This is a genomic window from Pseudomonas sp. EU05-FHT14B02 (genome assembly GCF_058791055.1).
Window position 1 is genome coordinate 1 of sequence record NZ_JBYTDD010000071.1, and the last position, 632, is coordinate 632.

Below are 632 nucleotides of genomic sequence, written 5' to 3' on the forward strand. Positions count from 1 at the left end.
TCCGCCGCGCTGCCGACCTTCCGCACTGGCGATACACGTGTCGAGGACCCCGATAACCAAAAACCGATCGCCAACGCCGACAGCGCCATCAGTAACACCGGCCAACCGGTGATCATCAACGTGCTGGCCAACGACAGCGACCCTGACGGTAACGTGCCACTTAAGGTGGTGGGCCTGGAGCAACCGGACTCCGGCAAGGGCGTGGTCAGCACCGATGGCGTGCGTGTGACCTACACACCACCGGCCACGATCCCCGCACCGTTCACCGCGACCTTTACCTATAGGGCCAGCGATGCCAAGAACGCGGAGTCGGCACCGGCGACGGTGTCCGTGGCAGTCTCGGCAGCAATCAACGAAAGCTTGATCGTCACCAGCGCCACCGTCACCGCCCGCAGCAACAGCCGCTGGTATTGGGTCCTGTCCGGCACCACCTCCCGTGGCACGGGCAATACCATCACGGCAACGGCCACGACCACAACCGGTACGGTGAACCTTGGCGCCGCCGTCCTGACGCCTACGGCCACAGGCGCGCGCTGGAACATCGCAGTGACCACCGCCGGCAGTGGCCCGTCGCCTAGTCCGACGGCGACCATCAAATCGGCCTTCGGCAAAACCGTGACGGTGCCGATAAA

At 64.7% G+C, this 632-nt stretch carries 1 protein-coding gene; it reads left to right on the plus strand.

Annotated features, from left to right (window positions below; genetic code table 11):
• Positions 1-632, plus strand: a 632-nt coding sequence (locus AC3WTM_RS29525) for an Ig-like domain-containing protein (RefSeq protein ID WP_173677988.1), incomplete at both ends; no start/stop codon positions are given.